At 57.0% G+C, this 26256-nt stretch carries 25 protein-coding genes and 1 other RNA gene; 8 read left to right on the forward strand and 18 right to left on the reverse strand.

Annotation, left to right across the window (positions count from 1 at the left end; genetic code table 11):
* Nucleotides 1-36: 36 nt before the first annotated feature.
* Nucleotides 37-579 (forward strand): isopentenyl-diphosphate Delta-isomerase, encoded by a 543-nt coding sequence (gene idi / locus ACMGGH_RS01225; protein WP_041908358.1) that lies wholly within the window; start codon nt 37-39, stop codon nt 577-579.
* 38 nt (nt 580-617) lie between these two features.
* Here the strand turns inward: idi and lysS are convergent, their stop codons facing one another.
* The 5 genes from lysS to xerD form a co-directional block, all read right to left on the reverse strand.
* Nucleotides 618-2135, reverse strand: coding sequence for a lysine--tRNA ligase (lysS, locus tag ACMGGH_RS01230; RefSeq protein WP_061097156.1), 1518 nt, complete (start codon nt 2133-2135; stop codon nt 618-620).
* 9 nt (nt 2136-2144) lie between these two features.
* Nucleotides 2145-3243 (reverse strand): peptide chain release factor 2 gene (prfB, locus tag ACMGGH_RS01235; RefSeq protein ID WP_100170824.1). Its coding sequence is split into 2 segments (ribosomal slippage): nt 2145-3167 and nt 3169-3243, totalling 1098 coding nucleotides; the frame shifts between segments, so codons are not numbered across the junction.
* A 90-nt stretch (nt 3244-3333) separates the two neighbouring features.
* Entirely contained in the window at nt 3334-5067 is a 1734-nt protein-coding gene (gene recJ, locus ACMGGH_RS01240) for a single-stranded-DNA-specific exonuclease RecJ (RefSeq protein ID WP_232948832.1), read from the reverse strand.
* Between the two features lie 5 nt (nt 5068-5072).
* Nucleotides 5073-5786 carry a bifunctional protein-disulfide isomerase/oxidoreductase DsbC gene (dsbC, locus tag ACMGGH_RS01245; RefSeq protein ID WP_232948831.1) on the reverse strand — a complete coding sequence of 238 codons (714 nt, stop codon included), beginning with the start codon at nt 5784-5786 and terminating at the stop codon, nt 5073-5075.
* Between the two features lie 28 nt (nt 5787-5814).
* A complete protein-coding gene (gene xerD / locus ACMGGH_RS01250; RefSeq protein WP_028014320.1) occupies nt 5815-6711 on the reverse strand; it encodes a site-specific tyrosine recombinase XerD in 897 nt (298 codons plus the stop codon).
* Between the two features lie 101 nt (nt 6712-6812).
* Here xerD and fldB point away from each other — a divergent pair, with 101 nt between their 5' ends.
* Complete coding sequence (gene fldB / locus ACMGGH_RS01255) at nt 6813-7334, forward strand: flavodoxin FldB (RefSeq protein WP_028014321.1); 522 nt, start codon at nt 6813-6815, stop codon at nt 7332-7334.
* A gap of 6 nt (nt 7335-7340) precedes the next feature.
* On the opposite strand, the gene ACMGGH_RS01260 is transcribed toward fldB, so the two are convergent.
* Both ACMGGH_RS01260 and sdhE read right to left on the reverse strand, forming a co-directional pair.
* Complete coding sequence (locus ACMGGH_RS01260) at nt 7341-7751, reverse strand: protein YgfX (protein ID WP_028014322.1); 411 nt, start codon at nt 7749-7751, stop codon at nt 7341-7343.
* Nucleotides 7732-7998, reverse strand: coding sequence for an FAD assembly factor SdhE (gene sdhE, locus ACMGGH_RS01265; RefSeq protein ID WP_010435322.1), 267 nt, complete (start codon nt 7996-7998; stop codon nt 7732-7734). The genes ACMGGH_RS01260 and sdhE overlap by 20 nt, the downstream gene beginning before the upstream one ends.
* 294 nt (nt 7999-8292) lie before the next feature.
* Here sdhE and ygfZ point away from each other — a divergent pair, with 294 nt between their 5' ends.
* Entirely contained in the window at nt 8293-9273 is a 981-nt protein-coding gene (gene ygfZ / locus ACMGGH_RS01270) for a tRNA-modifying protein YgfZ (RefSeq protein ID WP_028014323.1), read from the forward strand.
* 87 nt (nt 9274-9360) lie between these two features.
* Here ygfZ and trhA read toward each other — a convergent pair whose 3' ends face one another.
* Nucleotides 9361-10020, reverse strand: a complete 660-nt coding sequence (trhA, locus tag ACMGGH_RS01275; protein WP_023331242.1) for a PAQR family membrane homeostasis protein TrhA — start codon at nt 10018-10020, stop codon at nt 9361-9363.
* 264 nt (nt 10021-10284) lie between these two features.
* On the opposite strand from trhA, the gene ACMGGH_RS01280 reads away from it, so the two are divergent.
* Both ACMGGH_RS01280 and bglA read left to right on the forward strand, forming a co-directional pair.
* Nucleotides 10285-11016 (forward strand): MurR/RpiR family transcriptional regulator, encoded by a 732-nt coding sequence (locus ACMGGH_RS01280; RefSeq protein ID WP_028014325.1) that lies wholly within the window; start codon nt 10285-10287, stop codon nt 11014-11016.
* A gap of 116 nt (nt 11017-11132) precedes the next feature.
* Nucleotides 11133-12566: a 6-phospho-beta-glucosidase BglA gene (gene bglA / locus ACMGGH_RS01285; RefSeq protein WP_028014326.1), complete on the forward strand. Its 1434-nt coding sequence runs from the start codon at nt 11133-11135 to the stop codon at nt 12564-12566.
* Between the two features lie 61 nt (nt 12567-12627).
* Here bglA and ACMGGH_RS01290 read toward each other — a convergent pair whose 3' ends face one another.
* From ACMGGH_RS01290 to ACMGGH_RS01325, 8 genes are all read right to left on the reverse strand, one after another.
* Nucleotides 12628-13371, reverse strand: a complete 744-nt coding sequence (locus tag ACMGGH_RS01290) for an SDR family oxidoreductase (RefSeq protein ID WP_151412614.1) — start codon at nt 13369-13371, stop codon at nt 12628-12630.
* Nucleotides 13372-13439: 68 nt separating this feature from the next.
* A complete protein-coding gene (gcvP, locus tag ACMGGH_RS01295; RefSeq protein ID WP_028014328.1) occupies nt 13440-16313 on the reverse strand; it encodes an aminomethyl-transferring glycine dehydrogenase in 2874 nt (957 codons plus the stop codon).
* Nucleotides 16314-16431: 118 nt separating this feature from the next.
* On the reverse strand, nt 16432-16821 hold the full coding sequence (gene gcvH / locus ACMGGH_RS01300; RefSeq protein WP_008499718.1) for a glycine cleavage system protein GcvH: 390 nt from the start codon (nt 16819-16821) through the stop codon (nt 16432-16434).
* A 23-nt stretch (nt 16822-16844) separates the two neighbouring features.
* Nucleotides 16845-17939, reverse strand: coding sequence for a glycine cleavage system aminomethyltransferase GcvT (gene gcvT, locus ACMGGH_RS01305; protein ID WP_232948830.1), 1095 nt, complete (start codon nt 17937-17939; stop codon nt 16845-16847).
* Nucleotides 17940-18336: 397 nt separating this feature from the next.
* The gene (ubiI, locus tag ACMGGH_RS01310; RefSeq protein WP_232948829.1) at nt 18337-19539 is read right to left on the reverse strand and encodes an FAD-dependent 2-octaprenylphenol hydroxylase; all 1203 of its coding nucleotides are present in this window, start codon (nt 19537-19539) and stop codon (nt 18337-18339) included.
* 12 nt (nt 19540-19551) lie between these two features.
* Complete coding sequence (gene ubiH / locus ACMGGH_RS01315) at nt 19552-20730, reverse strand: 2-octaprenyl-6-methoxyphenyl hydroxylase (RefSeq protein WP_232948828.1); 1179 nt, start codon at nt 20728-20730, stop codon at nt 19552-19554.
* Nucleotides 20727-22040, reverse strand: coding sequence for a Xaa-Pro aminopeptidase (gene pepP, locus ACMGGH_RS01320; protein WP_155963379.1), 1314 nt, complete (start codon nt 22038-22040; stop codon nt 20727-20729). Before pepP ends, ubiH begins: the two co-directional genes overlap by 4 nt.
* Before the next feature lie 31 nt (nt 22041-22071).
* On the reverse strand, nt 22072-22650 hold the full coding sequence (locus ACMGGH_RS01325) for a YecA family protein (protein WP_028014333.1): 579 nt from the start codon (nt 22648-22650) through the stop codon (nt 22072-22074).
* Nucleotides 22651-22817: 167 nt separating this feature from the next.
* On the opposite strand from ACMGGH_RS01325, the gene zapA reads away from it, so the two are divergent.
* The 3 genes from zapA (at nt 22818) to ACMGGH_RS01340 (ending at nt 23993) form a co-directional block, all read left to right on the forward strand.
* On the forward strand, nt 22818-23147 hold the full coding sequence (gene zapA, locus ACMGGH_RS01330; protein WP_006811891.1) for a cell division protein ZapA: 330 nt from the start codon (nt 22818-22820) through the stop codon (nt 23145-23147).
* Between the two features lie 41 nt (nt 23148-23188).
* A non-coding RNA gene (ssrS, locus tag ACMGGH_RS01335) (6S RNA) lies at nt 23189-23372 on the forward strand.
* Between the two features lie 24 nt (nt 23373-23396).
* Entirely contained in the window at nt 23397-23993 is a 597-nt protein-coding gene (locus ACMGGH_RS01340) for a 5-formyltetrahydrofolate cyclo-ligase (protein WP_063155132.1), read from the forward strand.
* Nucleotides 23994-24089: 96 nt separating this feature from the next.
* Here the strand turns inward: ACMGGH_RS01340 and serA are convergent, their stop codons facing one another.
* Both serA and rpiA read right to left on the reverse strand, forming a co-directional pair.
* On the reverse strand, nt 24090-25322 hold the full coding sequence (serA, locus tag ACMGGH_RS01345; RefSeq protein WP_041908347.1) for a phosphoglycerate dehydrogenase: 1233 nt from the start codon (nt 25320-25322) through the stop codon (nt 24090-24092).
* Nucleotides 25323-25588: 266 nt separating this feature from the next.
* Nucleotides 25589-26248 carry a ribose-5-phosphate isomerase RpiA gene (gene rpiA / locus ACMGGH_RS01350; RefSeq protein WP_003860091.1) on the reverse strand — a complete coding sequence of 220 codons (660 nt, stop codon included), beginning with the start codon at nt 26246-26248 and terminating at the stop codon, nt 25589-25591.
* Nucleotides 26249-26256 lie beyond the last annotated feature (8 nt).

Here is a 26256-nt window from a genome sequence, read left to right on the forward strand (position 1 = left end):
TGCAGAACCATCCGCATCGTTGGCACTGGAGCATGAATGAGTATTCAAGAACACGTTATTTTGGTTAATGACCAGGGAATGGTGATTGGCACTCAGGAAAAATACGCCGCGCATACTGCCCAAACCCCGCTGCATCTGGCGTTCTCATCCTGGCTGTTTAACGCCGAAGGCGAGTGTCTGGTAACCCGGCGCGCACTAAGTAAAAAAGCCTGGCCGGGCGTCTGGACGAACTCCGTCTGCGGTCACCCTCAATCTGGTGAACGGACGGAAGAGGCAATTATCCGTCGCTGCCGCGATGAGATTGGCGCAGAAATTACCGCGATTACGCCTGTCGCCTCAGAATTCCGCTACCGCGAAACGGATCCTTCCGGGATCGTGGAAAACGAGATTTGCCCGGTCTTCGCTGCCCGCGTCACCAGCGAACTGCGAATTAACCATGATGAAGTGATGGCATTTGAATGGGTGACGCTGGAGTCGTTATTCCGCGCGCTGGACGCCGCCCCATGGAGCTTTAGCCCGTGGATGGTGCAGGAAGCAACGGTCGCGCGAGACGCGCTGAGAGCGTTCGCGGCGCAATAAAAAAGCCCCTTTCGGGGCTTTTTTAGCAACATAACGCCTTATTTCACCGGGCGCATTGCCGGGAACAGGATCACGTCACGAATGGTGTGGCTGTTGGTGAACAGCATCACCATACGGTCGATACCAATACCCAGACCTGCGGTTGGCGGCAGGCCGTGCTCCAGCGCGGTCACATAGTCTTCATCGAAGAACATCGCTTCGTCGTCGCCTGCTGCTTTCGCGTCAACCTGATCCTGGAAACGCTGCGCCTGGTCTTCCGCATCGTTCAGCTCGCTAAAGCCGTTACCGATTTCACGGCCGCCGATGAAGAATTCGAAACGGTCGGTGATTTCCGGGTTCTCGTCATTACGACGCGCCAGCGGAGAGACTTCCGCCGGGTATTCGGTAATGAAGGTCGGCTGAATCAGGTGCGCTTCTGCCACTTCTTCGAAGATCTCGGTCACGATACGGCCCAGACCCCAGCTCTTCTCAACCTTGATGCCGATGCTTTCAGCGATGGCCTTCGCAGAGTCGAAGTTATCCAGATCCGCCATGTTGGTTTCCGGACGGTATTTCTTGATCGCTTCGCGCATGGTCAGTTTTTCGAACGGCTTGCCGAAGTCGAAGACTTCTTCACCGTAAGGAACCTGCGTGGTGCCCAGAATGTCCTGCGCCAGGGTACGGAACAGGGATTCGGTCAGCTCGATCAGATCTTTGTAGTCCGCGTACGCCATATAGAGTTCCATCATGGTGAACTCTGGGTTATGGCGAACGGAGATACCTTCGTTACGGAAGTTACGGTTGATTTCGAACACGCGGTCGAAACCACCGACCACCAGACGCTTCAGGTACAGTTCCGGCGCGATACGCAGGTACATGTCCAGGTCCAGGGCGTTGTGATGGGTGATGAACGGACGCGCAGACGCGCCGCCAGGGATCACCTGCATCATCGGGGTTTCCACTTCCATAAAGTCGCGGTTGACCATGAACTGGCGAATACCGGCCATGATCTGGGAGCGAATTTTGAAGGTCTTGCGGGATTCATCGTTAGAGATGAGATCCAGGTAACGCTGACGATAGCGCGCTTCCTGATCCTGCAGGCCGTGGAACTTGTCCGGCAGCGGGCGCAGGGCTTTGGTCAGCAGACGCAGCTCGGTGCAGTGGATAGACAGTTCACCGGTTTTGGTTTTAAACAGTTTACCTTTCGCGCCCAGGATATCGCCCAGGTCCCACTTTTTGAACTGCTCGTTGTAGATGCCTTCCGGCAGGTCGTCACGGGAAACGTACAGCTGAATACGGCCACCAACGTCCTGCAAGGTCACGAAGGAGGCTTTGCCCATGATACGACGGGTCATCATACGGCCCGCAACGGCCACTTCGACGTTCAGCGCTTCCAGCTCTTCGTTCTCTTTACCGTCGAAGTCAGCGTGCAGTTGGTCTGAGGTGTGGTCACGACGAAAATCATTCGGGAACGGCACGCCCTGCTCGCGCAGCGCTGCCAGCTTCTCGCGGCGGGTTTTCAGTTCGTTGTTAAGATCGACTACCGCGTCAGCGCCCTGTGCTTGTTGTTCAGACATGTTGGTTCCTCATAACCCTGCTTTCAAACTTGCTTCGATAAATTGGTCCAGGCTGCCGTCCAGCACCGCCTGCGTGTTGCGGGTTTCAACCCCGGTACGCAGGTCTTTGATGCGGGAGTCATCAAGGACGTAAGAACGGATCTGGCTGCCCCAACCGATGTCGGACTTGTTGTCTTCCATCGCCTGTTTCTCAGCATTTTTCTTCTGCATCTCCAGCTCATAAAGCTTCGCTTTCATCTGCTTCATGGCCTGGTCTTTGTTCTTATGCTGGGAACGGTCGTTCTGGCACTGTGTTACCAGCCCGGTTGGAATGTGGGTAATACGCACCGCAGATTCCGTACGGTTAACGTGCTGACCACCCGCGCCGGACGCACGGTAAACGTCAATACGCAGGTCCGCCGGGTTAATTTCGATATCGATATCTTCGTCAACTTCCGGGTAAACAAACGCAGAGCTGAAGGAGGTATGACGACGGCCACCGGAGTCGAACGGGCTCTTACGCACCAGGCGGTGAACGCCGGTTTCGGTACGCAGCCAGCCATAGGCGTAGTCGCCAATGATCTTGATAGTGACGGATTTAATACCGGCCACTTCACCTTCAGACTCTTCGATAATTTCGGTTTTGAAGCCGCGCGCTTCCGCCCAACGCAGATACATACGCGTCAGCATGCTGGCCCAGTCCTGCGCTTCGGTACCGCCAGAACCTGCCTGAATATCGAGATAGCAGTCGGCGCTGTCGTATTCGCCGGAGAACATGCGACGGAATTCCAGCTGTGCCAGCTTCTCTTCCAGCCCGTCGAGTTCTGCCACGGCTTCGTTAAAGGTTTCTTCGTCGTCGGCTTCGACGGCCAGCTCCAGCAAACCGGAAACATCTTCCAGCCCCTGAGCCATTTGATCCAGCGTATCTACGATAGCTTCGAGAGAGGAACGCTCTTTACCCAGCGCCTGTGCGCGTTCAGGTTCGTTCCAGACGTCCGGCTGTTCCAGCTCGGCGTTTACTTCTTCAAGACGCTCTTTCTTGGCATCGTAGTCAAAGATACCCCCTAAGAACGTCAGAGCGCTCCGTGAGGTCCTGAATACGGTTTTTTACCGGATTAATTTCAAACATGGTCTGTTTTCTTTTATGGACTTGTCAAAATGCGGTGATAAGAGCGGGATTGTACCGAATCCACGCCCTTTTTTATAGAGATTACTGCCGCTAAATTGGCCAGATATTGTCGATGATGATCTGAAGGGTGCGGTTACCGCGAAACTCGTTGATATCCAGTTTGTACGCCAGCTCGACCTCGCGCACGCCGTTGTCCGGCCAGATGGAGGTGTCAACGTTGAAGGCGATGCCGTCCAGCAGCGGTCCGCCGCCCACCGGCTCAACCATCACTTTCAGGTGGCGTTCGCCAACGATACGCTGCTGCAGCAGGCGGAATCGCCCGTCGAACAGCGGTTCCGGGAACATCTGCCCCCATGGACCGGCATCGCGCAGCATCTGCGCCACGTCCATCGTCATCTCAAGCGGTGAAAGCTCGCCATCGGACACCACTTCACCCTGCAGCAGGGCCGGGTCAATCCAGTCGGTGACCAGCTCGCCGAACAGGCGCTGGAATTCGTCGAACTTAGCCTCTTCCAGCGACAAGCCTGCCGCCATCGCGTGACCGCCAAACTTAATCATCAGACCGGGATAAAGCGTATCCAGACGCTCCAGCGCATCGCGCATGTGCAGCCCCTGAATCGAACGGCCAGAGCCTTTCAGCGTGCCGTCACCCGCGGGCGCAAACGCAATCACCGGGCGGTGGAAGCGCTCTTTAATGCGCGACGCCAGAATACCGACCACGCCCTGATGCCACTCGGGGTGGTACATCGCCAGCCCGCCCGGCAGCGTATCGCCGCTGCGCTCAAGTTTTTCGCACAGGGTCAGCGCTTCGGCCTGCATCCCCTGCTCAATCTCTTTACGGGTCTGGTTCAGGGCGTCCAGCTCGTTGGCCAGCACGCGCGCTTCGCCGATGTTGTCGCACAGCAGCAGCGCCACGCCGACGGACATATCGTCCAGCCTTCCGGCAGCGTTCAGACGCGGCCCGAGGGCAAAGCCCAGGTCGCTTGCCGCCAGCTTAAGCGGATCGCGGTTGGCAATCTCCAGCAGCGCCTTAATTCCGGGACGGCACTTGCCCGCGCGAATACGGCTTAAGCCCTGCCAGGTCAAAATGCGGTTATTGGCATCAAGAGGTACCACGTCCGCCACGGTGCCCAGCGCCACCAGGTCGAGGTATTCGGCCAGGTTTGGAACGGCAATGCCGCGGGATTCGAACCAGCCCTTATCGCGTAAGAGAGTACGCAACGCCAGCATCAGATAAAACGCCACGCCCACGCCGGCGAGGGATTTCGACGGGAAATCGCAGTCGCGCAGGTTGGGGTTAATAATCGCTTCTGCTGCGGGGAGCGTATCGCCGGGCAGGTGATGATCGGTGACCAGCACCGGGATCCCCAAAGCGTGAGCATGATCGACGCCCGCATGGGAGGAGATCCCGTTGTCGACGGTCATGATCATCTGCGCACCGCGGGCATGGGCCTGATCGACCACCTCCGGGCTGAGGCCATAGCCGTCTTCAAAGCGGTTCGGCACCAGATAGGTGACGTTATCGCAGCCCAGCGCGCGCAGGCTGAGCACGCTCAGGGCGGTGCTGGTTGCGCCGTCGGCGTCGAAATCCCCTACCACCACAATGCGCGTTCCCTCACGAAGCGCGTTGTAGAGCATTTCGGTAGCTTTCTCGATACCGTTCAGCTGCTGCCAGGGCAGCATCCCTTTCACGCTGCGCTCAAGATCCTCTGCGCGACGCACGCCGCGGCTGGCGTAGAGGCGCTTTAGCAGCGGCGGGAGATCGTCCGGTAAATCAACGTGTTCAACCGCCTCGCGGCGGCGCAATTTGATGGGGGCTTTCACGCGAATTATTTACCACCAAACTGTTTCTGGTGCGCGTCGAGAAACTCTTTCATCTCTTTCGGTCCCTGATAGCCCGGAACAACATAGCCGTTACTCAGGACAATCGCTGGCGTACCGCTCACGCCAAACTGCACGCCCAGCGCATAGTGGTTAGCAATGTCGATGTCGCAGGAGGCAGGCTTAACGTCTTTACCGTTCATCGCGTCATCAAACGCTTTGTTGCGGTCTTTGGAACACCAGATCGCTTTCATGTCCTGCTCTGGCTGGCTCTGTACGCCTGCGCGCGGGAAGGCCAGGTAACGCACGGTAATGCCCAGCGCGTTATAGTCCTTCATCTGTTCATGCAGCTTGTGGCAGTAGCCACAGGTGATGTCGGTGAAGACGGTAATCACATGTTTTTCCTGCGCCGCTTTATAGACGATCATCTCTTTTTCGAGCGCGTTCAGATTTTTCATCAGCAGCTGGTTGGTGACGTTCACCGGCTGCGCGCCGCTCACGTCGTACAGCGGTCCCTGAATAAAGTGTTTGCCGTCTTCGGTGACGTACAGCACGCCGCTGTTGGTCAGTACGGTTTTCATACCGGCAACCGGCGCAGGCTGGATGTCGCTACTGGTGACGCCAAGCTTAGCCAGAGACTGTTTGATGGCGGCGTCATCCGCATGGGCGAAGCCGGTAAATGAGGCTGCCAGCAGGGTGAACAGCACAAAAGACTTTTTCATAATTGATCCTGTTACAATTTGTCGGCACTCACGCACGAGGGTGGTGCTGTTGGTGTAGCTGCCGCAGGCGTTCCGTCGCGACATGGGTGTAAATTTGCGTCGTTGAAAGATCGCTGTGTCCCAGCAGCATCTGCACCACGCGTAAATCTGCGCCGTGGTTTAACAGATGCGTCGCGAAGGCGTGACGCAATACGTGCGGCGAAAGCTTTTCACTGTCGATACCCGCCAGTGTGGCGTAATGCTTGATGCGATGCCAGAACGTTTGTCGCGTCATCTGCTGCGCGCGCTGGCTCGGAAACAGGACGTCGATAGACGCGCCATTGAGCAGCCAGGGGCGGCCATGCTCAAGATACGTCTCCAGCCAGTAAACCGCCTCTTCTCCCAGCGGAACCAGCCTTTCCTTGTTTCCTTTACCGATGACGCGCACCACGCCCTGACGCAGGCTGATGTCGCTCATCGTCAGGCCAACCAGTTCCGAAACGCGCAAGCCGGTAGCATACAATAGCTCAAGCATGGCTTTATCGCGTAACTCCAGCGGCAGGTCAACAGCCGGTGACTGTAATAATCTCTCAACTTGTGCTTCGCTGAGATCTTTCGGCAGCCGCTGCGGGAGTTTCGGGGATGCCAGCAGCGCGCTGGGATCGTCTTCGCGAATCTTCTCCCGATAAAGATGCTGGAAAAGCCGACGCATTGCGCTGAGCAAGCGTGCAGAGCTGGTGGCTTTGTACCCTCCTTCTACGCGTTCAGCGAGCAGCGCCTGCAGGTCGTCGCTTTGCGCGCTCGCAAGCGATAGCTCCCGACGCGCCAGCCACTCGACCAGCATGGTGAGATCGCGCCGGTAGGCACTGAGGGTATTCTCGGCCAGATTTTTCTCCAGCCACAGCGCGTCGAGAAACTGTTCAACGAGTGCGAGATCCTTTTCCACATCAGCCCCTTTGATTTTGCAGTCAGGCCATTATGCCTGATTGCGACCGGTTTCTGGTACACTACGCGCAAAGTCATAGCAAGAATTGAGATAGTTACGCGATGAATATTGGTCTGTTCTATGGTTCCAGCACCTGCTACACCGAAATGGCGGCGGAGAAAATTCGCGACATCATTGGCCCGGAACTGGTGACGTTGCATAACCTGAAAGATGACGCGGTCGCCTTGATGGAGCAGTACGATGTGCTGATTCTGGGCATCCCAACCTGGGACTTTGGTGAGATACAGGAAGACTGGGAAGCCATCTGGGATCAGCTCGATTCTGTCAATTTCGACGGTAAAATTATTGCGATGTACGGCATGGGTGACCAGTTAGGCTACGGCGAATGGTTCCTGGACGCACTCGGCATGCTGCACGATAAGCTGGCACCAAAAGGGGCGGCGTTTATCGGCTACTGGCCAACCGAAGGGTATGAATTCACCAGTAAAAAGCCGATTATTGCCGACGGCGAGCTGTTTGTCGGGCTCGCGCTGGATGAAACCAATCAGTACGATCTCAGCGACGAGCGCCTGCAGGCCTGGTGCGAGCAGATCCTCGGCGAAATGGCAGAAAAATTCAGCTAACGCGCGTTACTCCTGCGTCGGCTGTTGCAGCAACATCCGGCGCAGATCCCGCCATTCTGATGCGTCCATACTGTCCGCCGCCAGCCACAGGTGCTGGCAACGTCCGCCCCCCACTTTGCGTAACCGTAACATCATCCCGGCGTTAAGCATCCAGGGCACACCGAGAATATCCCACTCTTTTCCCTGCCAGCGCAGGCGGGAATCCATTAGCAGCTTAATCTCGCCCTGACGCGCGTTAATGCGACGCTGGCTGCGTACGCTGTCAAAAACAACAAACGAAAGTAATAGCAGCCACAGCGGCGTATAGCTGAGCGGCCACGGCATGAGTAAAACGATGGCCGCAACCAGGCCGTGGAGCAATAAAGACATCCACTGCGAGCGCCACGAGACGCGAAGATCAGATTGCCACAGGACCACGTTCCCGATTCCGTGTTTGAATTAATTGCACCATCCGTTGCAACTCGGTGTCGGCGGGTTTGCCGTGGTTCATCAGCCAGTTGAATAAATCCGGATCGTCAGACTCAAGCAGGCGAACAAACAGACGCTTATCATCATCGCTTAAGCTGTCGTACTCATATTCGAAGAAAGGCATGATGGAAATATCAAGTTCACGCATTCCGCGACGGCATGCCCAGTGAATACGGGCCTTGTTGTTAATATCCATGTTCAGTTTCCTGCATTACGTTTGGCACAGTCGGTACCCCGTTTGCTGTTCTTAATTTCTCTACGGGGACACCAGCTAGTGTAACGTGTTTTTGACCGTTTCATTACTGGAATATTGCGTTTGACGAGCTGGATTCCAGAATAATCCCTACATAGACAGCGGATTACACTATTTTGCGTAGCGCTACGCATAACCCGTTTATGGCACAAATGGTCTGCTGAAAGCGCTTGCAATGCCTGCAGGCTCTTTTACCATTAGGCATTATCAAAGCGTTAAGCAATTCAGGATACCGTTATGGCCTTTACACCATTTTCTCCTCGCCAGCCCGCCGCCTCTGCGCGTCTGCCGCTGACGCTTATTTCTCTTGATGACTGGGCGCTGGCAACCCTCTCCGGCGCCGACGCCGAAAAATACCTGCAGGGTCAGGTGACTGCGGATGTTGCGCAGTTGACTGAACACCAGCATCTGCTGGCCGCGCACTGCGATCCTAAGGGCAAAATGTGGAGCAACCTGCGTCTCTTCCGCCGTCAGGACGGTTTTGCCTTTATTGAGCGCCGCAGCCTGCGCGATGCGCAGCTCAAAGAACTGAAAAAATACGCGGTCTTTTCCAAAGTCACCATCGCCCCGGACGATGAACATGTTCTGCTGGGCGTGGCGGGCTTCCAGGCGCGTGCGGCGCTGAAAAACCTGTTTGCTGAACTGCCGGATGCAGAAAAACAGGTGGTCAGCGAGGGCGCAACTTCCATCCTGTGGTTTGAACACCCGGCAGAGCGCTTCCTGTTAGTCACGGATGCCGCAACAGCCGAACGCGTGACCGAGGCGCTGCGCGGCGAAGCGCAGCTCAACAACAGCCAGCAGTGGCTGGCGCTGAACATCGAAGCGGGTCTGCCTGTAATTGACGCAGCCAACAGCGCGCAGTTTATTCCTCAGGCAACTAACCTGCAGGCGCTGGGGGGCATCAGCTTTAAAAAAGGCTGCTACACCGGCCAGGAAATGGTCGCGCGTGCAAAATTCCGTGGGGCAAACAAACGCGCGTTGTGGACACTGGCAGGCCATGCCAGCCGCGTACCGGAAGCAGGTGAAGACTTAGAACTGAAGATGGGCGACAACTGGCGCCGCACCGGTACCGTGTTAGCCGCAGTCCAGCTGGACGATGGCCGTCTTTTGGTACAGGCTGTAATGAACAACGACATGGAAGCGGACAGCGTGTTCCGCGTGCGCGACGACGCGAATACGTTGAGTATTGAGCCGCTACCGTATTCACTGGAAGAGTGATGCTCTATCGCCCGGTGGCGCTGCGCTTACCGGGCCTACGGGTGCAAATCCAGGTCGGGTAAGGCGAAGCCGCCACCCGACAACAAACTAAACCTGCCCCACGTACAAATAAATCGCCAAAAAGTGGCACACGCTGCCGCCCAGCACAAAGCCGTGCCAGATGGCATGGTTGTATGGAATGCGCTTGCAGACGTAGAAAATAACCCCCAGCGAGTAGACCACACCGCCCACCGCCAGCAGCGTTACCCCGCCGACCGCCAGCTTAATCGCCAGCTGATACACCACAATCAGCGACAGCCAGCCCATCGTCAGATAGGTGACCAGCGACAACACTTTAAACCGGTGCGCAATGGTCAGCTTAAACAGGATCCCCAGCAGCGCCAGGCTCCAGATAACAATCATCAGGCCGCGCGACAGCGGTGAGTTTAGCCCCACCAGCAGGAAAGGCGTATAGGTACCCGCAATCAGCAGATAGATAGCGCAGTGGTCAAATTTCTTAAGCCATATTTTGGCCCGCTGATGCGGAATCGCGTGATAGAGCGTCGAGGCCAGGAACAGCAGGATCATACTTCCGCCATACAGGCTATAGCTGGTAATGGCCATCGCGCTGGCATTGGTATCCACCGCCTGTACCAGCAATAACACTAAACCGACAATCCCAAACACCAGGCCAATGCCGTGGCTGATGCTGTTGGCTACTTCCTCAGCCAGCGAATATCCCTGTGCGATTAATGGTCTGCTCGCCATACTAAACTCCGGGAAAACTAAGATGATTATTCATCGCATGACTATGCTAACTGAGAATGATTCCAGTGAACACCTGTTAGCTAAAATAATTTTAAAGTAAATTTTTACAATAAAAATCAAATACATAAATAAATAATTCACCTGACATTTGTTCACATAAAAATTTAAGCGTTACTAATCAATGGCATAAAATTGGCTCCTGCCGTCTGGCTGCATGATATGATGGATAAATGAGGTCTGAATGAGAGTTTTGCCACTGTGAGTATGTTCACCCACTCCGCCATTGCCAGTCTCAATAACCTGGAAATGATGGTCTACAACTATGTCATCAAAAACCGGGACAAAGTGATGTACATGACCATCCGCGAGCTGGCGGATGCGGCCGGCGTCTCAACCACCACTATCCTGCGCTTTTGCCGCAAGCTCAACTGCGAAGGGTATTCTGAATTTCGCGTGCGCTTTAAGCTCTATCTTGAGCAGAACGAGCCCCAGCAGGCGAATTTCGGCGCCAGCGAAATTATCAGCTTCTTTAAAAGCGTGAATAATGAAGAGTTCGACGCGCTATTAAATGACGCGGTAAATATCATTTTGTCTTCCGAGCGAATTATATTTGTCGGGGCGGGCACGTCAGGCTCTTTGGCCAAATATGGCGCACGCTTCTTTTCAAATATTGGTAAATTCAGTAATCATATTGATGACCCTTATTTCCCGGTTACCAATGATATGGCGAAAAATGCGCTGGCGATTGTGCTCTCCGTCTCGGGCGAAACCGAGGAGATCCTGCGCTTCGCCAGCCAGTTCAGCCTGCATCACTGCAAGGTGCTCTCTATCACCAGCCACGAGCACTCGCGTCTGGCAAAACTGGCGGACTTTAATCTCTCCTGGCACGTTCCCCAGACGCGAATTGGCGGCGTCTACGATATCACCACGCAAATTCCCGTTATCTATATTCTGGAATCTCTCGGACGCAAGCTGGCGAAGAAATTGACGGAATAAAACACCCTGTTTTTTCGATGTGACAAATCACAATTTTCGCAAATTGTTATATCGTGACATTCAATTTCGCTTTGCTAGACTCAATGCCAATAAGCCATTTATTGAGAATAGCAGCGATGAAAAAAATAACCTTACCGAAAGATTTTTTATGGGGCGGCGCGGTTGCCGCTCATCAGGTTGAAGGCGGCTGGAACAAAGGCGGCAAAGGGCCAAGCATTTGCGACGTGCTGACCGGCGGCGCACACGGCGTGCCGCGCGAAATCACGCAGGAGGTGGTGCCGGGTAAATACTACCCAAACCACGAAGCCATCGACTTCCACGGCCACTATAAAGAAGACATCAAGCTATTTGCCGAGATGGGCTTCAAGTGTTTCCGTACCTCTATCGCCTGGACGCGCATCTTCCCGAAAGGTGACGAAACGCAGCCAAACGAAGAAGGGCTGAAGTTTTACGACGACATGTTCGATGAGCTGCTGAAGTACAACATCGAACCGGTGATCACCCTCTCCCACTTCGAAATGCCGCTGCACCTGGTGCAGGAGTACGGTAGCTGGACCAACCGCAAAGTGGTCGATTTCTTCGTGCGCTTCGCGGAAGTGGTGTTTGAGCGCTACAAGCACAAGGTCAAATACTGGATGACCTTCAACGAAATCAACAACCAGCGAAACTGGCGCGCCCCGCTGTTCGGCTACTGCTGCTCGGGCGTGGTCTACACCGAACATGACAACCCGGAAGAGACCATGTACCAGGTGCTGCACCACCAGTTTGTGGCCAGCGCCCTGGCGGTGAAAGCCGCGCGCCGCATCAACCCGGAGATGAAAGTCGGCTGCATGCTGGCGATGGTGGCGCTCTATCCGTTCTCCTGCAAGCCGGAAGACGTGATGTTCGCCCAGGAATCCATGCGCGAGCGCTATGTCTTTACCGACGTCCAACTGCGTGGTTACTACCCGTCCTACGTGCTGAACGAGTGGGAGCGCCGCGGCTTTTCCATCAAAATGGAGGCGGGCGACGAGCAGATCCTGCGTGAAGGTACCTGCGACTACTTAGGCTTCAGCTACTACATGACCAACGCGGTGAAGGCGGAAGGCGGCACAGGTGACGCCATTTCCGGCTTTGAAGGCAGCGTGCCGAACCCGCACGTGAAGGCGTCCGACTGGGGCTGGCAGATTGACCCGGTGGGCCTGCGTTATTCCCTGTGCGAACTTTACGAGCGTTACCAGAAGCCGCTGTTTATCGTTGAAAACGGCTTCGGCGCCTACGATAAGGTGGAAGAAGACGGCAGCATCAACGATGACTATCGCATCGACTATCTGCGTGCCCACGTGGAAGAGATGATCAAAGCCGTCACGCATGATGGCGTGGATCTGATGGGCTATACGCCGTGGGGCTGCATCGACTGCGTGTCGTTCACCACCGGTCAGTACAGCAAGCGCTACGGCTTTATCTACGTCAACAAGCACGACGACGGCACGGGCGACATGTCGCGCTCCCGTAAGAAGAGCTTCGAGTGGTATAAAGGCGTGATTGCCAGCAACGGCGAGAAACTTTAACGCTGGGCGCCATTACGCTTGATCCCCTCTCCCCTTTGGGGAGAGGGTTAGCATGAGGGGTTTACTTCCCGCCAGCCAGCTCGATAAAACTGCCCGTCACGTAAGACGCCTTCTCGCTCAGCAGCCAGACAATCGCCTGCGCCACCTCTTCCGGCTGGCCGCCGCGCTGCATCGGCAGTAACGATTTCACACGATCCACTCGCCCCGGCTCTCCGCCGGAAGCATGGATATCGGTATAAATCAGCCCAGGCCGCACGCAGTTCACGCGAATGCCCTGCGCCGCCACCTCCAGCGATAGCCCGGTTGTCAGCGAATCTACCGCGCCTTTGGAAGCAGCGTAATCGACATACTCACCCGGCGCGCCCAGACGAGACGCGGCGGAAGAGACATTCACAATCGCCCCGCCCTTGCCGCCATGCTTGATGGACATGCGTTTCACCGCTTCACGACAGCAGAGAAAATAGCCCGTGACGTTGGTCGCCAGCACGCGGTTAATGCGCTCTGCGGATAGATTCTCGATGGTGGATTGCTCAAACAGAATGCCTGCATTATTGACCAGCGCGCGAAGCGGCTCACCTTCACGATCGATGCTGTCAAACATCGCCAGCACCTGAGCTTCATCGCTGATGTCCGCACGCACGGCAAACGCTTTACCGCCGGCCTCAACGATCTGTTTAATCACGTCCGTCGCGGCTTTAATGTTGTGGTGATAGTTCACCGCCACGGTGTAGCCTTCGCGCGCCAGCTGCAGCGCAGTGGCTTTCCCAATGCCCCGGCTCGCGCCGGTGACCAGTGCAATTGCCATTCACAACCTCCAGATAAAAAAAAGCCGGGTGGCGCTTACGCTTACCCGGCCTACAGTATGGCAAATAATTACTGGTATTCGCTCATCGGCACGCAGGAGCAGAACAGATTACGGTCGCCGTAAACGTCATCAAGACGCTTCACGGTCGGCCAGTATTTGTTTGCCACGCCTGCCGGGAAGACCGCCAGCTCGCGGGAGTAACCGTGGTTCCACTCTGCCACCATCTCGTGCTGGGTATGCGGGGCGTTGACCAGCGGGTTATCTTCCAGCGTCCATTCGCCGTCCTGCACGCGGTCGATCTCCATGCGGATGGCCAACATCGCGTCGATAAAGCGGTCCAGCTCGGCTTTGCTTTCAGACTCGGTCGGCTCCACCATCAGCGTCCCCGCAACCGGGAACGACATGGTTGGCGCGTGGAAGCCGTAGTCGATCAGACGCTTGGCGATATCCAGCTCGCTGATGCCGGTCTGCTCTTTCAGCGGACGAATATCCAGAATGCACTCGTGCGCCACGCGACCGTCGCGGCCGGTATAGAGCACCGGGAAGGCAGACTTCAGGCGAGTCGCAATGTAGTTGGCGTTCAGAATAGCCACCTGGCTCGCCTGCTTCAGCCCTTCCGCGCCCATCATGCGGATGTACATCCAGCTGATTGGCAGGATTGATGCGCTACCGAACGGGGCCGCAGAGACCGCGCCCTGACGGGTCAGCATGCCTTCAATCTGCACCACGCTGTGGCCCGGCACAAACGGCGCCAGGTGCGCTTTCACGCCGATTGGTCCCATGCCCGGGCCGCCACCGCCGTGCGGAATGCAGAAGGTTTTATGCAGGTTCAGGTGCGACACGTCCGCGCCGATAAAGCCCGGAGAGGTAATGCCCACCTGAGCGTTCATGTTCGCGCCGTCGAGGTATACCTGACCGCCAAACTGGTGCACCACTTCGCACACTTCACGGATGGTCTCTTCGTACACGCCGTGGGTGGACGGGTAGGTCACCATGATGCAGGAGAGCTTGTCGCCCGCCTGCTCGGCTTTCGCACGCAGGTCGGCCAAATCGATGTTGCCGTTCTTATCGCACGCGACCACCACCACTTCCATGCCCGCCATCTGGGCTGAGGCCGGGTTGGTGCCGTGGGCGGAGCTTGGGATCAGGCAGATATCGCGGTGACCTTCGTTACGGCTTTCGTGATAGTGACGGATCGCCAGCAGGCCCGCGTATTCACCCTGCGCGCCGGAGTTCGGCTGCATGCAGAGCGCGTCGTAACCGGTCAGCTTCACCAGCCAGTCTGAAAGCTGGTTGATCATCATGTGATAGCCTTCCGCCTGTTCTGGCGGGCAGAACGGGTGCAGTTCGGAGAACTCAGGCCAGGTAATCGGGATCATCTCTGCCGCGGCGTTCAGCTTCATGGTGCAGGAGCCCAGCGGGATCATCGCCTGGTTCAGCGCCAGATCCTTGCGCTCCAGAGAGTGCATATAGCGCATCATCTCGGTTTCGCTATGATAGCGATTGAACACCGGGTGAGTCAGGATCGCGTCATTGCGCAGCATGCTTTCCTGAATGGAGCGGCTGTCGAGCGCGACCTCTTTGTCGAGCGTATCAACGTCCAGACCGTGTGCGTCGCCCAGCAACACGCTGAACAGGCTCAGGATATCGTCGCGAGTGGTGCTTTCATCCAGCGTAATGCCGACCGCGTTGTGGATGTCGCTGCGCAGGTTGATTTCTGCTGCATTCGCGCGCGCCAGCACGGCGGCTTTGTCTGCCACTTCAACGCACAGGGTGTCGAAGTAGTGCGCGTGGCGCAGCTTGAGGCCCTTCTGCTGCAGGCCGCAGGCCAGAATATCGGCCAGGCGGTGAATGCGGCTGGCAATGCGCTTCAGGCCAGCCGGACCGTGGAATACCGCATACAGGCTGGCGATGTTTGCCAGCAGTACCTGGGAAGTACAGATGTTGGAGTTCGCTTTCTCGCGGCGGATATGCTGCTCGCGGGTCTGCATCGCCATGCGCAACGCGGTATTACCGGCAGCATCTTTTGACACGCCAATGATACGGCCTGGCATGGAGCGTTTGAATTCATCTTTCGCGCCGAAGAACGCCGCGTGCGGGCCGCCGTAGCCCATCGGCACGCCGAAGCGCTGCGCGGAGCCGAATACAATATCCGCGCCCTGTTTGCCCGGCGCCGTCAGCAGCACCAGCGCCATAAAATCGGCGGCAACGCTGACAACCACTTTGCGGGATTTCAGCTCGGCAATCAGCGCGCCGTAGTCGTGAACTTCGCCGGTGGTACCCACCTGCTGCAGCAGCACGCCGAAGACGTCCTGGTGATCCAGCACTTTGTCGGCGTCGTCGACGATCACCTCAAAGCCGAAGGTTTCTGCACGGGTGCGCACCACGTCCAGCGTCTGGGGATGCACGTCCGCCGCCACGAAGAAGCGGTTAGCATTTTTCAGCTTGCTCACGCGCTTTGCCATCGCCATCGCTTCGGCAGCGGCGGTCGCTTCATCCAGCAGAGAGGCGGAAGCGATATCCATACCGGTCAGATCCAGCGTCACCTGCTGGAAGTTCAGCAGCGCTTCCAGACGCCCCTGGGAGACTTCTGGCTGATAAGGGGTGTAAGCGGTGTACCAGCCCGGGTTTTCCAGCATGTTGCGCAGGATAACCGGCGGTAACTGCACGTTGGTGTAGCCCATGCCAATGTAAGACTTATAGCGCTTGTTGAGGCCTGCAATAGCCTTCAGCTCCGCCAGCGCGGCGAACTCCGTGGTGGCTTCCCCTACCTGAGGCGGCGTGGCAAGCTGGATGTCTTTTGGCACAATCTGGCCGATCAGTGCGTCTAATGAATCCGCGCCAACCGTCTTCAGCATCTCCTGCTGTTGCTGAGCATCCGGCCCAATGTGACGTTCAATGAAGGCGCCACGGTTTTCAAGCTGGCTTAAAGTCTGTGTCATGAGCGATGGTTCCTGAAACGTGCAGTGAATCGTAGTTATCTGTAACGCTGTTGCCCGGTGGCGCTACCGCTTACCGGGCCCTGTAAGCCGGATAAGCGCAGCGCCATCCGGCACAACGTTATTCGTCTTCCAGTAGTGCTTCGTACGCGGTTGCATCCAGCAGCGCGGCAACTTGCGATTCGTCGCTGGCTTTGATCTTGAAGATCCAGCCGCCCTCATACGGCTCGCTGTTGACCAGCTCTGGCGAATCGCTCAGCGCGTCGTTGACCGCAACAATCTCGCCGCTTACCGGTGCGTAGATGTCTGATGCCGCTTTTACGGACTCCGCCACGGCGCAGTCGTCGCCCGCGCTAACGGTCGTGCCCACGTCAGGCAGGTCAACAAACACCATGTCGCCCAGCAGCTCCTGCGCGTGCTCGGTGATCCCTACGGTGTAAGTGCCGTCCGCCTCTTTGCGCAGCCACTCGTGTTCTTTGCTGTATTTCAGTTCTGCTGGCACATTGCTCATTGAAGTTCTCCTGATAAAAATAGTTAGGCGACCGGCTTACCGGCGCGAACAAAAATCGGTTTGGTCACGTGGACCGGCATTTCGCGGTTGCGGATTTGCACTACCGCCGTGTCGCCAATGCCTGCCGGCACGCGTGCCAGTGCAATACTGTAGCCCAGCGTCGGGGAGAAGGTTCCGCTGGTGATCACGCCTTCGCGATGATTGCCGTCAGCATCGGTAAAGCGCACCGGCAGCTCGCCGCGCAGCACGCCTTTTTCCTTCATCACCAGGCCAACCAGCTGGTCGGTACCCTTCTCGCGCTGCATCTCCAGCGCTTCACGGCCAATAAAATCACGGTCAGCCGGTTCCCACGCGATGGTCCAGCCCATGTTGGCCGCCAGCGGAGAGACGCCTTCATCCATTTCCTGACCGTAGAGATTCATCCCCGCTTCCAGACGCAGCGTATCGCGCGCGCCCAGGCCCGCAGGCTTCACGCCCGCTTCTACCAGCGCACGCCAGAAATCGGCAGCTTTCTCGTTCGGCATCGCAATTTCGTAGCCCGCTTCACCGGTATAGCCGGTGGTGGCAATAAACAGATCCCCCGCCTGCACGCCGAAGAACGGCTTCATGCCTTCGGTGGCGGTGCGCTGCTCGTCGCTGAACAGAGACGCGGCTTTTGCCTGCGCGTTCGGCCCCTGCACGGCGATCAGCGACAGATCGTCACGGACGGTGATGTCGACGGCGTAGGGTTCGGCGTGTTGGGTGATCCAGGAGAGGTCTTTTTCGCGGGTGGCGGAGTTTACAACGAGGCGGAAGAAATCTTCGGTGAAGTAGTAGACGATAAGGTCGTCAATCACGCCGCCCGAGGCATTGAGCATGCCGGTATAGAGCGCTTTACCCGGCGTCTTCAGTTTGGCGACGTCGTTTGCCAGCAGATAACGCAAAAACTCCCGGGTGCGGCTACCGTGCAGATCGACAATCGTCATGTGGGACACGTCGAACATACCGGCATCGGTGCGCACCGCGTGGTGCTCATCAATCTGCGAGCCGTAGTGCAGCGGCATCATCCAGCCATGGAAGTCCACCATGCGGGCGCCGCATAACACGTGTTGTTCGTACAAAGGAGTCTGTTGAGCCATCTTGTCCTCGTTGAAAAATTCACCGTGAAACCCGGTATCGGCCTCGTTCCCGAATGCCGACGCAAACGTTCTCTTTTACCTGAACTTACCACCGAAACCGGCGATTAACCATAAGGTAAAACGGGTCATCACATTAGCTTATGACCAAAAAACGCTGAAAAGCCTACAGAGTTATTCACTGGAAAAATGCGATTAACCCCGCACAAAATTAACAATGATCTAACAGGATTTAGCACATGGTGATATTTCGTGCGGAAAAACGGGCCGAATTTCCGTCACGTAAAAATCACGACATGAGAATAACTAATGCGAAAAATGGCGTGGAATTAGAATATTTCAAACGAGGTGATTTCCCCGACGCAGAGGCCGGGAAAATAAAGTGTGACGGGGATCGAGATTAGCGTAACCAGTCGGGAAGATCGTTAAGACCCATTGCCTGACGAAGAAGTTGAGGTTTGACGCCGGGAAGGGTGTCGGCCAGCTTGAGGCCGATATCGCGCAGCAGTTTTTTCGCCGGATTTGCCCCGGCAAACAGCTCGCGGAAGCCCTGCATTCCTGCCAGCATCATCGCCGCACTGTGCTTGCGGCTGCGCTCGTAGCGACGCAGATACAGATGCTGGCCGATATCTTTACCTTCACGGTGCAGGCGACGCAGTTCTTCCACCAGTTCCGCCGCGTCCATAAAGCCGAGGTTAACGCCCTGCCCGGCCAGCGGATGAATGGTATGGGCCGCATCCCCTACCAGCGCCAGACGGTGCGCGGCGAACTGACGCGCGTACCGGCCGGTTAACGGGAAAACCAGCCGCTCGCTTTCAAGCGTGCACAGGCCAAGGCGGTTATCAAACGCCACGCACAGCGCCTGGTTAAAGGCCTCCGGCGTCGCCTCCTGCATCTGCTGCGCTTTCTCCGGCACCAGGGACCAGACAATCGAGCACAGGTGCGGATCGGCAAGCGGCAGAAACGCCAGTATGCCGTCGTTGTGGAAAATCTGCCGCGCAACGCCGCCGTGCGGCTCTTCGGTGCGGATCGTTGCCACCATCGCATGATGGCGGTAATCCCAGTACGTCAGCGGGATATCGGCCTTGTTGCGCAGCCAGGAGTTAGCGCCGTCGGCACCAACCACCAGACGCGCGGTCAGCATGTCGCCGCTTTGCAGGGTGATAAACGCCTCGTTTTCGCCCCATGCCACCTGCTGGATCTGCGCAGGCGCAACCAGCGTCACGTCGCTGCACTGCTCTGCTTTCTGCCACAGCGCGTGGTGGATCACCGCGTTTTCAACGATGTGCCCCAGATGGCTATAGCCCATGCTTTCATCATCAAAGGCAATATGGCCAAAGCTGTCTTTGTCCCACACTTCCATGCCGTGATAGCAGCTGGCGCGCTGGGCGACGATATCTGACCAGACGCCGAGACGCGTCAAAAGCTTTTCGCTGGCCGCGTTAATCGCCGACACGCGGAGGTCCGGCGGGGCATCTGATGCGACAGGCTGGGGCTGCTTTTGCTCCAGCACGGCCACGCGCAGGCCGCTGCCCTGTAATCCACAGGCCAGCGCCAGCCCAACCATTCCGCCGCCAACGATGGCAACATCAACATTTTGCACAGTGATAACTCCTTAACGCGCGACCCAACCCAGGGTCCGCTGCGCCAGCACGTCACGTGCCGGAATGAACAATTCCATCGCCATCAGCCCGAGGTTGCGACCAACAACCAGCGGCGCCCAGCGATTGGCAAAGAGATGGACTAAACCATCGGTGACGCCAATCGTCGCCTCTTTATCGGCCTGACGTCGCGTCTGGTAATGGCTTAGCACCGGGTAAGCGCCACAGTCTTTTTGTTCGCTCCACGCCTGCGAAAGCGTTTCGGCCAGGCTCATCACATCCCGCAGGCCGAGGTTAAAGCCCTGCCCGGCGATGGGGTGGAGGGTTTGCGCCGCGTTGCCGACCAGCGCCACGCGGTGAGAAACAGACTGTGATGCTGTGGTTAACGACAGCGGATAGACCGCACGTTTCCCGGCATGGGTAATACGCCCCAGCCGCCAGCCAAAGGCTTTCTGCAGCGCGGTACAAAAACGTTCGTCGGACCAGGATTTAACCTCTTCGGCCTTTTCCTGCGGGTGGCACCAGACCAGCGAGCAGCGCCCGCCCGTCATCGGCAGCATCGCCAGCGGGCCGTGCTGGGTGAAGCGCTCAAACGCCCGGCCGTTGTGTTCTGCTGCGGTCGAGACGTTCGCGATGACCGCGACCTGCCCGTAAGGCTGCTGCCGCCACTCTACGCCGCACTGGGTGCCGAGCGCCGAGCGCGACCCGTCAGCCGCCACCAGAAGCTGTCCGTCGAGCACGGTGCCATTGTCCAGCGTTACGCTGACCGCATCTTCACTGCGGGTGAAGCTGGCAACGCGTGCCGGGCAGTGCAGCGTGACGCCCGGCGCGTCCTGCAACAGGCGGAACAGGCGCAGGCCAATATCGTGCAGTTCAACGACCTGACCCAGCGCGTCAATACGGTAATCATGGGCATCCAGCGTCACAAACCCGGCATGACCGCGATCGCTCACGTGCACGGTATTAATGGCGGTAGCGCAGTCGGCGATGGCCTGCCAGATGCCAATGCGGGATAGCTGCTGGCAGGTGCCCTGCGCCAGGGCAATGGCGCGGGAATCAAACCCAGGGTGATTCTTCGCCTGCGGCGCGACGGCTTCAACCAGATGCACCGGAAGCTGCCCCTTCGTCAAATGCGAGATGGCTAACGCCAGCGTGGCGCCGGTCATGCCGCCCCCAACGATAATCACGCTCATACGCGCGCCGCTGCCATCAGCGCCTCGATATCGTCCGCTTTTTTCACCACGCTCGCGGTCAGGTTTTCGTTGCCGCTTTCGGTGATGACGATGTCGTCTTCAATACGAATGCCAATTCCGCGGTATTCCTCTGGCACGTCGGCATCCGGCGCGATGTACAGGCCTGGCTCGACGGTCAGCACCATGCCCGGTTCAAGCACGCGCGAACGTTCAGGGCCGTATGCGCCCACGTCGTGCACGTCCAGCCCCAGCCAGTGGCTCAGGCCGTGCATAAAGTACGGGCGGTGAGCATTCTCTGTAATCAGGGTGTCGACATCCCCTTTGAGGATCCCAAGCTTAACCAGCCCGGTAATCATGATGCGCACCACCTCACCGGTCACCTCCTGAATGGAGGTGCCCGGGCGATACAGCGTCAGCGCCGTCTCGAGTGATTCGAGAACGATGTCATAAATCGCCCGCTGCGCTGGCGAAAACTTGCCGTTCACCGGGAAGGTACGCGTGATGTCGCCCGCGTAGCCCTGATATTCGCAACCGGCGTCAATCAGCACCAGATCGCCGTCGCGCAGCGCGCTTTCGTTTTCGGTGTAGTGCAGTATGCAGCCGTTTTCCCCGCCGCCAACGATGGTGTTGTAGGAGGGATAACGCGCGCCGTGGCGGTTAAATTCGTGGTGAATTTCGCCTTCCAGCTGGTATTCAAACATTCCGGGACGACATTTTTCCATCGCGCGGGTGTGCGCCAGGGCGCTGATTTCGCCCGCACGGCGCAGCACGTTCAGCTCTTCTTCAGATTTGAACAGACGCATCTCGTGCACCACCGGACGCCAGTCCGTGAGGGTGGCGGGCGCGGACAGGTTCTGCCGCGAGCCTTTACGCAGTTTTTCCAGCGCGTTGAAAACAATCTCATCGGCGTAGGCGTATTCGCCCTGCGCGTGGTAGAGCACGTCGAGGCCATTAAGCAACTGATAGAGCTGCTGGTTGATTTCGCTAAACGCCAGCGCGCGGTCAACGCCCAGCTTTTCCGGGGCGGCCTCTTGCCCTAAGCGGCGGCCAAACCAGATCTCAGCGGTTAAGTCTCGTACGCGGTTGAAAATCACGCTGTGGTTGTGGGTGTCATTGCTCTTAATCAGCACCAGCACCGCTTCCGGCTCGTTGAAGCCGGTGAAGTACCAGAAATCGCTGCTCTGGCGATAGGGGTATTCGCTGTCGGCGCTGCGCGTCACTTCCGGCGCGGCAAAAATTAGCGCCGCGCTTCCCGGCTGCATGTTTGCCAGCAGCGCCTGACGACGGCGCAAATACTCTTGTTGCGAGATAACCATGACACCCTCCTGTGCGTTATTTTTCTTAATGTAAGGTTGGCTTGCGAACTTCCGGCGCGGTCGGCTGCGAGCGCGTAAAGTTGTCGTGGCACAGCAGCGCCGCCACGCGCACGTACTCGATGATCTCTTCGAGAGACATTTCCAGCTCTTCCTGATCTTCCTCTTCATCGTAGCCAAGCTGGGCGATGTTGCGCAGATCGTCAATCGCTTCACCCGCTTCGCCAGTGACTTTATCAAGCTTAGGCTGGGTGACGCCCAGGCCAAGCAGATAGTGGTTTACCCACCCCGCGAGCGCATCGGCGCGATCGAAGACGCTGACATCGTCGCCTTCAGGCAGATAAAGCTGAAAAAGGAAGCCATCGTCTTCCAGCGAATCGCTGGTTGCCGCGTGCATTTTTCGCAGCGCTTCCGCCAGTTCGTGGCCAAACGCCAGCCCTTCGTTGGTGAGGTCGTGGATCAGCGGCTGCCATGAGCTGTCGCTGTTTCCGCCGCACAGTATGCCGCTGATCAGACCGTGCATTTCGGCAGGGGTAAGACCGACTCCCTGCTGGTTCAGTAACTGGTTTAAATCCTTGTAACCAGGCATTTCGTTCTGTATAGACATACGCATTCGTCATCAAAGGGAGGATATTCATGATATGCTACCACTTTGGACCCTGGTGATACCAGAAAAGGGCTTGTATCTTCACATCAGGGTAGCTATAGTGTCGCCCCTTCGCAGCCCCCGGGGCAGTAAGCGAAGGCAGCGCAGTCAATCAGCAGGAAGGTGGCATGTCTGCACAACCCGTCGATCTCCAGATTTTTGGCCGTTCACTGCGAGTGAATTGTCCGCCTGAACAAAGGGATGCTTTGAATCAGGCTGCGGACGATTTGAATCAGCGGTTGCAAGATCTAAAAGAACGCACTAGAGTCACAAATACTGAGCAGCTGGTTTTCATCGCCGCGTTGAACATCAGCTATGAACTGACTCAGGAAAAAGCGAAGACCCGCGATTACGCGGCCAGCATGGAGCAACGCATTAAAATGCTCCAGCAGACCATTGAACAGGCATTGCTTGATCAAGGTCGCAATCCCGAAAGACCGGGACCAAAGTTTGAATAACACTTCGCAGTTGACTATGGTAGAGTAACTGTGAAGACAAAATTTCTCTGAGATGTTTGCAAGCGGGCCAGTCCCCTGAGCCGATATTTCATACCACAAGAATGTGGCGCTCCATGGTTGGTGAGCATGCTCGGTTCGTCCGAGAAGCCTTAAAACTATGACGACACATTCACCTTGAACCAAGGGTTCAAGGGTTACAGCCTGCGGCGGCATCTCGGAGATTCCCTCTCTCTTCTTCTACCGACTACCATGACTCAATTCCCTGAAGTTTCTGCTTCACGCCAGGACATCCGTCAGCTCATTCGCCAGCGTCGTCGCGCCCTGACGTCCGAACAACAAGCACACTTTGCGCAGCAGGCTGCTGCCCGCATGATGGCCTATCCGCCCGTGGTGATGGCAAACACCGTCGCGCTGTTTCTCTCGTTTGACGGCGAACTGGACACCCAGCCGCTTATCGACCAGCTCTGGCGCGCCGGGAAAAAAGTTTACCTGCCGGTACTGCATCCGTTCAGCCGGGGCAATCTGCTGTTTCTGCACTACCATCCGCACAGCGAGCTGGTGGTGAATCGTCTGAAAATCACCGAACCGAAACTCGACGTGCGCGACGTACTCCCGCTGTCACAGCTGGACGTGCTGATTACGCCGCTGGTGGCGTTTGATGAACAAGGACAGCGCTTAGGTATGGGCGGCGGTTTTTACGACAGGACGCTGCAAAACTGGCAGCAGTACGGGCTGCAGCCGGTGGGGTATGCGCATGATTGCCAGGCTGTAGAAGCCTTGCCGGTGGAGAAATGGGATATTCCGCTGCCTGCGGTAGTAACGCCAGGTAAAACGTGGCTTTGGTAGCATAAAGCCGGGTGGCGCTTACGCTTACCCGGCCTACAAAAGCTCAACGTAGGTCGGGTAAGGCGTAGCCGCCACCCGACACCACAGACCGCACCATCAGTACAGCAGGCGCGCGCGAATCGTTCCCGGTATGGCCTTCATGCTCTGCAGCGCTTTCTCAGCAACATCTTCATCGGCTTCAATATCAATAACCACATAACCCATCTGCGAGTTGGTTTGCAGATACTGGGCGGCAATGTTAACGCTCTGCTCGGCAAAAATCTGGTTGATGGCGGTCAGCACGCCAGGACGGTTTTCGTGGATGTGCAGCAGACGACGACCGCCGTGCAGCGGCAGAGACACTTCCGGGAAGTTCACCGCAGAGAGCGTTGAACCGTTGTCGGAATATTTGCTCAGCTTACCCGCCACTTCCAGACCGATATTCTCCTGCGCTTCCTGAGTAGAACCGCCGATGTGCGGCGTCAGGATCACGTTGTCGAATTCGCACAGCGGAGAGTTAAACGGATCGCTGTTGGTGGCCGGTTCCGTCGGGAACACGTCGATGGCCGCCCCCGCCAGATGCTTACGCTTCAGCGCATCGCACAGTGCAGGGATATCGACCACCGTACCACGCGCGGCGTTGATCAGCAGAGATCCCGGCTTCATCAGCGCCAGCTCTTCCGCGCCCATCATGTTTTTGGTGGAGGCGTTTTCCGGCACGTGCAGGCTGACCACGTCGCTCATGTTCAGCAGGTCAGACAGATGCTGTACCTGCGTCGCGTTACCCAGCGGCAGCTTGCTTTCGATATCGTAGAAGTAGACGTGCATCCCCAGCGATTCCGCCAGGATCCCCAGTTGGGTACCGATGTGGCCGTAGCCGATGATACCCAGCTTTTTCCCACGAGCTTCGTATGAGCCCGCGGCCAGTTTGTTCCACACGCCACGGTGCGCTTTGGCGTTAGCTTCCGGGATACCGCGCAGCAGCAGCAGCAGCTCGCCAATTACCAGCTCCGCCACGGAACGGGTGTTAGAGAACGGGGCGTTAAAGACCGGGATACCGCGTTTTGCGGCAGCGTTCAGGTCGACCTGGTTGGTGCCGATGCAGAAACAGCCAATAGCAACCAGCTTTTCTGCCGCGGCAATCACGTCTTCAGTCAGGTGGGTACGGGATCGCAGGCCAATGAAGTGGGCATCACGGATGGCGGCTTTCAGCTCTTCCGTGTCCAGCGCGCCTTTGTGAAATTCGATGTTGGTGTAACCCGCCGCACGAAGGCTATCAAGCGCTTTCTGATGCACGCCCTCGACCAGCAGGAATTTAATCTTGTCTTTCTCCAGTGATACCTTTGCCATTTCCCCGACCCTGTTTTTATCTGAACTGATGTTGTGCTGGATTGAAATCCGCTGTAGCCAACATATCAAAAAAAACTATTGCAGCAATATGAACGTTTGCGTCGGCACTCTGAAGAAAAGTCATACAGGGCAAAATGACAGAGTAAAATGCTGAGGAAATTTACAAACGTGGCAGGATCGGCAAAAGAGGCGGAAAAGCGTGACACAAGTCACCAAATTTAGCTTTTCAAAAATTTTTTAGCGGGGGGAGCACTCCCCCCGTCAGATCATTTTACGATGGTTTTCACACCGTCAGCCGTACCGATCAGCGCCACATCCGCGCCGCGGTTGGCAAATAACCCTACGGTGACGACGCCTGGAATGCCGTTGATGGCGTTTTCCAGCGCAATCGCGTCGAGAATCTCCAGACCGTGAACATCGAGGATGACGTTACCGTTGTCGGTGACCACGCCCTGACGGTATTCCGGACGGCCGCCCAGCTTCACCAGCTGACGGGCAACCGCACTGCGCGCCATCGGGATCACTTCAACCGGCAGCGGGAAATTACCCAGAATGTCGACCTGCTTGGAGGCATCCGCGATGCAGATGAACTTGTCCGCCACGGAGGCGATGATCTTTTCACGGGTCAGCGCCGCGCCGCCGCCTTTGATCATCTGCATATGGCCGTTGATTTCATCCGCGCCATCAACGTAAATGCCCAGACGATCCACTTCGTTGAGATCGAAAACGGTAATGCCGAGGCTTTTCAGCTTTTCCGTGGACGCATCGGAGCTGGAAACCGCGCCCTCGATCTGCCCCTTCATCGTGCCCAGTGCATCGATAAAGTGCGCCGCCGTTGACCCCGTACCAACACCGACAATGGTCCCTGGCTGTACGTACTGGAGAGCGGCCCATCCTACTGCTTTTTTCAGTTCATCCTGCGTCATGATCGTTT

This window comes from Enterobacter sp. BNK-16 (genome assembly GCF_048684955.1).
Lineage (GTDB): Bacteria > Pseudomonadota > Gammaproteobacteria > Enterobacterales > Enterobacteriaceae > Enterobacter > Enterobacter bugandensis.